Origin of the sequence: Geodermatophilus sp. CPCC 205761 (genome assembly GCF_051383655.1) — a bacterium.
In the GTDB taxonomy this organism is placed as follows: Bacteria; Actinomycetota; Actinomycetes; order Mycobacteriales; family Geodermatophilaceae; genus Geodermatophilus.
In genome coordinates this window covers 62,271-68,418 of the sequence record NZ_JALPKQ010000029.1, presented here as the reverse complement: position 1 = coordinate 68,418, position 6,148 = coordinate 62,271, and the positions used below count along the sequence as shown (strand labels likewise).

The following is a 6,148-nucleotide window of genomic DNA, read 5'->3' as shown; positions in this document are numbered from 1 at the left end:
TGACCAGCTTCTCCTGGTTCTCGGGGAACAGGGAATCGTCGAGGAAGTGCATGTCAATTCTCCTTGTGTGTTTTCGGGGGGAGATCAGTAGTCGGCGCCGACGATTCCGGCGCGCTCCATCTTCCGGACGCCGGGCCAGTAGTCCTGGACGGCGTAGTGCTGGGTGACGCGGTTGTCCCAGATGGCGAAGCTGTTCGGCGTCCACCGCCAGCGGACCTGGAACTCCGGGACGGCGGCCTGCCGGATCAGGTAGTTGAGCAGCTCGCTCTGACCGGGCGAGTAGTCGAATCCGAAACGCACGTTCTCCGGCGTGTGGTAGTTGACGAAGTGCGTCGTGAACGCATTGACGAAGAGGAACTCCTCACCCGTCTCGGGGTGCGTGCGCACGACCGGGTGCTCGGCGTCGGGGAACCGCGCGTGCAGCTCCCGGCGCTTCTCGGCGGGCATCGCCGCGCCGAAGCTGGCCTCGATGCTGTGCCGCGCGCGCAAGCCGGCGATCTGCTCCTTCACGCGGGCGGGGAGCCGGCGGTAGGCCTCGGCCATGTTGACCCAGATCGTGTCGCCGCCCACCGGGGGACCCTCGACGCAGCGGAGCACCGAACCGAGGGGCGGCACCGTGCGCCACGTGGCGTCGCAGTGGAAGGCGTTCTCGTAGTGCTCGGGCGGGCTGTCCAGGTCCTTGTAGATCCGCACCAGCCCCGGGTGGTCGGGGTCGCTGCCGGCGACCGGGTGGTCCTCCAGCGGACCGAACCGCTCGGCCAGGGCGACGTGCTCCGCGCGGCTGATGTCCTGGTCGCGGAAGAAGAGGACCTTGTACTGCAGCAGCAGGTCCCGCAGCTCGGCGAAGACCTCGGCGTCCCGCGCCGCCTCGGCCAGGTCGATGTTGCGCAGCTCGGCACCGATGGTGGCGGTGAGGGGGACGACCTCGATGGAGCGCGGGCCGACCCTGAAGGACGGGACGTCGAGCCGGACGCCAGCGTCGGGAAGGGCGATGGACATGGTGTTCTCCTGTTCGGTGAGGGGGTGGGACGGCGGCGCGAGCTCAGGCACCCGCGGCCTCCAGGCAGAAGACGGAGGAGCCGACGCTGCGGCCGGACTCGAGGTCGCGGTGGGCCGTGACGGCGTCCTCGAGCGCGTAGCGCTGGTTGATCTCGACGGCGATCCGGCCGGAGCCGACGTGGTCGAACAGCTCCCCGGCGAGCGCGGCCCGCTCGGCCGGGTCGGCGATGTAGTCGGCGAGCGCCGGCCGGGTGACGAACAGCGAGCCCTTGACCGCGAGCTGCATGGCGTCGATCGGCGGGATCGGCCCGGACGCCGTGCCGAAGCAGACCAGCAGCCCGCGCCGGCTCAGCGAGTCCAGCGACGAGGCGAACGTCGTCGCCCCGACGCTGTCGAAGACCACCGGGACGCCGGCCCCGTCGGTGATCTCCCGGACCCGCGCGGCGACGTCCTCCCGGCGGTAGACGATCGTGTGCGCGCAGCCGTGCGCCCGGGCGATCTCGGCCTTCTCGTCGGTGGACACGGTGCCGATGACGGTGAGGCCGAGCAGGCGGGCCCACTGGCTGAAGATGAGGCCGACGCCACCGGCCGCCGCGTGCAGCAGGACGGTGGCGCCGGGGTCCAGGGCGGCGATCCGGCGGAGGAGGTAGGCGCAGGTGAGGCCGCGCATCGTCATCGCGGCGGCGGTCTCGAACGGGATCGCGTCGGGCAGCGTGATCAGCGGCGCGACGTCCATGACGCGCTCGGTGCTGTACGCGCCCAGCGGGCTGCCGGTGTAGGTGACCCGGTCCCCCTCCGCGAACCCGGTCACCCCGGGCCCGACGGCCTCGACCACGCCGGCCGCCTCCACGCCCATCCCGGCGGGCAGGGGCGCGGGGTAGAGCCCGGTGCGGAAGTAGGTGTCGGCGAAGTTGAGGCCGACGGCGACGTGGCGGACCCGCACCTCGCCGGGGCCCGGCTCGCCGACCGGGAGGGACTCCCAGCGGAGCACCTCCGGTCCGCCGGTCTCGTGGAAGCGAATGCCCTTCGCCATGGATGGCTCTCCTTCTCGGGTACGTCGGGACGCACGCGTCGGACGACGCGTGGCAGGGGGAACGGGAGGTGGCGGGAGGGGCTCTCCGCCGGGCTCGTCAGGAGGGTTTCCGCCTGTCTCTGACGGCTTCTACTCTGGCAGCGGCCACGACCGAGGGCTGTACCGATCCGGACGCTTCCCTGAGCACTTTCGGACACCCGGTGAGGAGGTGCCGTGCGTCCAGGCGTGCGCTGCGCGACGCTCGACGGCTACGTCGGGATGGCCCGCGCCTCCGGCCTCGACCCGGCGCGGCTGCTGGCGCACGAGGGGCTGACCGTGGCCGATCTCGCGGTGCCGGACAAGTGGGTTCCCGCGGCGTCGGTCGCCCGGCTGCTGGACCGTTCGGCCACCGAGTCCGGGCTCGAGGACTTCGGCCTCCGGCTGGCGGGGCTGCGCCGGCTGTCGACGCTCGGTCCGCTGAGCGTGGTGCTGCGCCAGGAGCCGGACCTGCGCAGTGCCCTGGAGCTGCTCTGCCGGTACGAGCACAGCTACAACGAGGCGCTGCGGCTCCGGATGGACGAGGCCGGCGACCTGGCCACCATGCGGCTGTGGTTCGAGTTCGGTGAACCGGCACCCACCCGGCAGGCGCTGGAGCTGGCCACCGCGGCGCTGCTCGGCATCGTCCGCGAGCTGCTCGGCCGGCAGTGGGAGCCGCTCTCGCTGTGCTTCAGCCACCGGGCACCGGCATCGGTGGCCGCCCATCAGGCGGCCTTCGGCCCCCGGCTGCAGTTCGGACACGAGTTCACCGGGCTGGTCTTCTACGCCGCGGAGCTCGACGCCCCCAACGCGTCGTCCGACCCGCTGCTGCGCCCCTACACCAAGCAGCTCCTCCGGGCGCTCGGCGCTCCCCCGGCCGCCACGACGACCGGGCAGGTGACCCAGCTGGTCGAGATGCTGCTGCCGCTCGGCCGCTGCTCCACGCAGCAGGTGGCCCGCAGTCTCGGAGTGACGCAACGGACGCTGCACCGCCGGCTGGCCGCGGAGGGCCGGTCGTTCTCCTCGATCGTCCACGGCACCCGGGAGGCACTGGCCGAGCGCTACCTCGCCACCGACCGCTACACCCAGACCGACGTGTCGCAGCTGCTCGGGTTCACCGCGCCCAGTGCCTTCTCGCGGTGGTTCCGCCAGCGGTTCGGGGTCAGCCCCACGGAGTGGCGCGACTCCTCCCACCGGGCCAGGGGGACGTGACCACCGACCTCAGGCGTCGAGGCCGGCACCACCGTTGCCCCGGGCCCGAGGGAGACGCGGCGACCACCCGACGCCACACGGCCGGCCGCTACGCGGTGGCGACTGCACGGGCGGGGGCCACCGCGACCTCGACCGCGACCGGGGCCGGCGGGTGCTGCCGCCGGCGGCGGAACCACTTGTCGATCTCCACGACCAGCGGCATGACCAGGCCCAGGCCGATGCACGCCAGCCACTGCAACCCGGACAGCGACTGCGTGAGCAGCCCGTTCTGCAGGAAGTCGAGCTCGGTGGAGAGCACCAGCAGCACGGCGGGGATCGCCGACCACTTGACCGCGGTGAGGATCGGCGGGGTCAGCCCGGACGTCGGGTCGCGCCGCATGACCACGCCGCTGAAGATCGTGCCGAGGCCGATGACGACGTAGCACATGGTCATCGACGCGCTCGCCGTGGTGGTGGCCGGCTCGTCCGGTCCGAGGACCAGCGGGATCAGCGCCGACAGGAACAGCACCGTGCCGTACGCGATCCAGCGGACAACCGCAGGCCCGTTCGTGATCGCCACCTTGGGGTCGCGCGGCGGCCGGTTCATGATCTCCGGGTCGGCCGGGTCGAGCATGATCACGACCACCGGGAAGATCGCCACGAAGAAGTTGAGGAACAGCACCATCAGCGGGGTCATGGCCACCCCGCTGTTGATGTTGAACACCGTGGCGGTGACGAAGAGGAGGACCAGCGAGAGCAGCTGACTCATCTGGTACCGGATGTAGGAGACGACCTTGCCGTAGATGCTCCGGCCGAGCTCGACGGCGTGCACCAGGGTGCCGAAGTTGTCGTCGGTGAGGATCATGCGGGCGGCCTGCTTGGACACCTCGCTGCCGCTCCCCATCGCGACGCCGATGTCGGCCTGCTTGAGGGCGGCGGCATCGTTGACCGCGTCCCCGGTCATCGCGACGATCAGGCCCTGGTCCTGCATCGTGCGGGCCAGCCGGAGCTTGTCCTCCGGCGTCACCCGGCCGAAGACGTGGATCGACGGCAGCCGGCGGCGCAGCTCCTCGTCGGAGAGCGCCTGCAGCTCCGCGCCGCTCACGGCACCGGCGCCGAGTCCCAGGGACTCGCCGATGGCGTGCGCCGTGACGGCGTGGTCGCCGGTGATCATCCGGACGTCGATGCCGGCCCGCAGCGCCGTCTCGACCGCGGCCTTCGCCGACGGCCGCAGCGGGTCGATGATGCCGACCATCCCGACGAAGCCGAGGCCGGTGGTGAGGGCCATCGGGTCGGCGTGCATGAGCGGCAGCTCCTCGTCGGGGACCAGCCGTGCGGCGAATGCCAGGACCCGCAGGCCCTTCTCGCCCATGTGCCGGTTGGCCGCCTCGATCCGGTCGCGCTCCTGCTCGATCGGCACCTGCGGGGAGCGGAACGGTCCGCCGGCCGCGCTGCACCGGCCGAGCACCACGTCGGGTGCGCCCTTGACCAGCTCCACCACGTAGTAGGCGCCGTCGATCTCGACCTTGTGGAAGGTCGCCATGAACTTGTACTCGGAGTCGAACGGGACCTCGGCCAAACGGGGGTAGGCGTGCCGCGTCTCGTCGGCGTCGACCCCGAGCTTCGCGGCCAGCACCACGAGGGCGGCCTCCGTCGGGTCACCGATGACGCTGCCGTCGTCGCCGACGGTGGCGTCGCTGTCGAGCACGAGGGCATAGGCCAGCCGGGTGAAGTCGGGCACCCGGGCTCCGGCCACGGACCGGATCGAGCCGGTCTTCCGGTAGCCCTCGCCGTCGACGGTGAACCAGGCGCCGTCCGTGTAGAGCGTCGACACCATCATCTGGTTCAGGGTCAGCGTGCCGGTCTTGTCGGTGTTAATCGCGCTGGTCGCGCCGAGGGTCTCGACGTCGGTCAGGTTCTTCACCACGGCCTTCGCGTCGGCCAGTTGGCGCGCGCCGAAGGAGAGCATCCCCTGCACGAACGTCGGCAGCCCGGTCGGGATGGCCGAGACCGCCATGGCCGTGCCGAGCAGCAGCACGTCCTCGATGGGCAGGTCGCGGGCGAGTCCGACGATCACGATCAGCGCGACCGCCGACCAGGCCACGACGCCCAGCACGCGGGTGAGCCCGTCGAGCTCCTTCTGCAGCGGCGACCGGGTCCGGTCGACCGCGGTCAGCATCGTCGCGATCCGGCCCATCTCGGTCTGCATGCCGGTGGCGGTGACGACCATGGCCGCCGTTCCGCGGGTGACCGACGTGTTCTGGAACAGCATGTTCACACGGTCGCCGAGGGCCACGTCCGGACCGGGGAGCACCTCGGCGCCCTTGCTGATCGGGGCGCTCTCCCCGGTCAGCGCCGCCTCCTGCGTCTCCAGGGTGGCCGACGCGACGATGCGGCCGTCGGCGGGCACGATGTCGCCGGCCTCCAGCCGGACGACGTCGCCCGGGACGACCTCCTCCGCCGGGATCATCTCCAGCTGCCCCTCCCGCAGCACGCGGGTCTGCGGCACCTGGAGCTTGGACAGTGCGTCGACGCTCGCCCGGGCCTTCAGCTCCTGCCGGGCGCCCAGCAGCACGTTGAGCAGGACCAGCGCCGCGACGAGCACGGCCGTCGACACCTGGGCGATCAGCAGGCTCGCGACCGCCACCGCGATGAGCATGAGGTTCATGGGGTCGCGCAGCTGGGCCAGCGCCACCGCCCAGGTCGACGGCGGCTTCTCGCTGGTGAGCTTGTTCGGCCCGGTCTCCTGCAGGCGGCGCGCCGCCTCCCGGTGGGTCAACCCGCGTGCGACGTCGGCGCCGAAGTCGACCACCACCCGTTCGACGCTGCTGAGGTACGGCGCCGAGCCCCCGTCGGCCTCCGTGCGCGGCACGGGGACAGACGGCTGCTCGGTGACGTGTGCTCCAGACG

At 71.8% G+C, this 6,148-nt stretch carries 4 protein-coding genes; 1 reads left to right on the top strand and 3 read right to left on the bottom strand.

What is annotated here, in order from left to right; genetic code table 11:
- Positions 1-84: 84 nt before the first annotated feature.
- Together MY526_RS17580 and MY526_RS17575 are read right to left on the bottom strand one after the other, a co-directional pair.
- Positions 85-999, bottom strand: a complete 915-nt coding sequence (locus MY526_RS17580; RefSeq protein ID WP_436704709.1) for a TauD/TfdA dioxygenase family protein — start codon at positions 997-999, stop codon at positions 85-87.
- Positions 1,000-1,042: 43 nt separating this feature from the next.
- On the bottom strand, positions 1,043-2,032 hold the full coding sequence (locus MY526_RS17575) for a quinone oxidoreductase family protein (RefSeq protein ID WP_436694032.1): 990 nt from the start codon (positions 2,030-2,032) through the stop codon (positions 1,043-1,045).
- Between the two features lie 213 nt (positions 2,033-2,245).
- On the opposite strand from MY526_RS17575, the gene MY526_RS17570 reads away from it, so the two are divergent.
- The gene (locus MY526_RS17570; protein ID WP_436694031.1) at positions 2,246-3,259 is read left to right on the top strand and encodes an AraC family transcriptional regulator; all 1,014 of its coding nucleotides are present in this window, start codon (positions 2,246-2,248) and stop codon (positions 3,257-3,259) included.
- Between the two features lie 88 nt (positions 3,260-3,347).
- Here the strand turns inward: MY526_RS17570 and MY526_RS17565 are convergent, their stop codons facing one another.
- On the bottom strand, positions 3,348-6,110 hold the full coding sequence (locus tag MY526_RS17565; protein ID WP_436704708.1) for a cation-translocating P-type ATPase: 2,763 nt from the start codon (positions 6,108-6,110) through the stop codon (positions 3,348-3,350).
- Between the last annotated feature and the right edge of the window lie 38 nt (positions 6,111-6,148).

Bases quoted from the DNA above. Each gene is read 5' to 3' on its own strand.
- MY526_RS17575 (WP_436694032.1), bottom strand. From the start codon at position 2,032: ATGGCGAAGGGCATTCGCTTCCACGAGACCGGCGGACCGGAGGTGCTC.
- MY526_RS17580 (WP_436704709.1), bottom strand. From the start codon at position 999: ATGTCCATCGCCCTTCCCGACGCTGGCGTCCGGCTCGACGTCCCGTCC.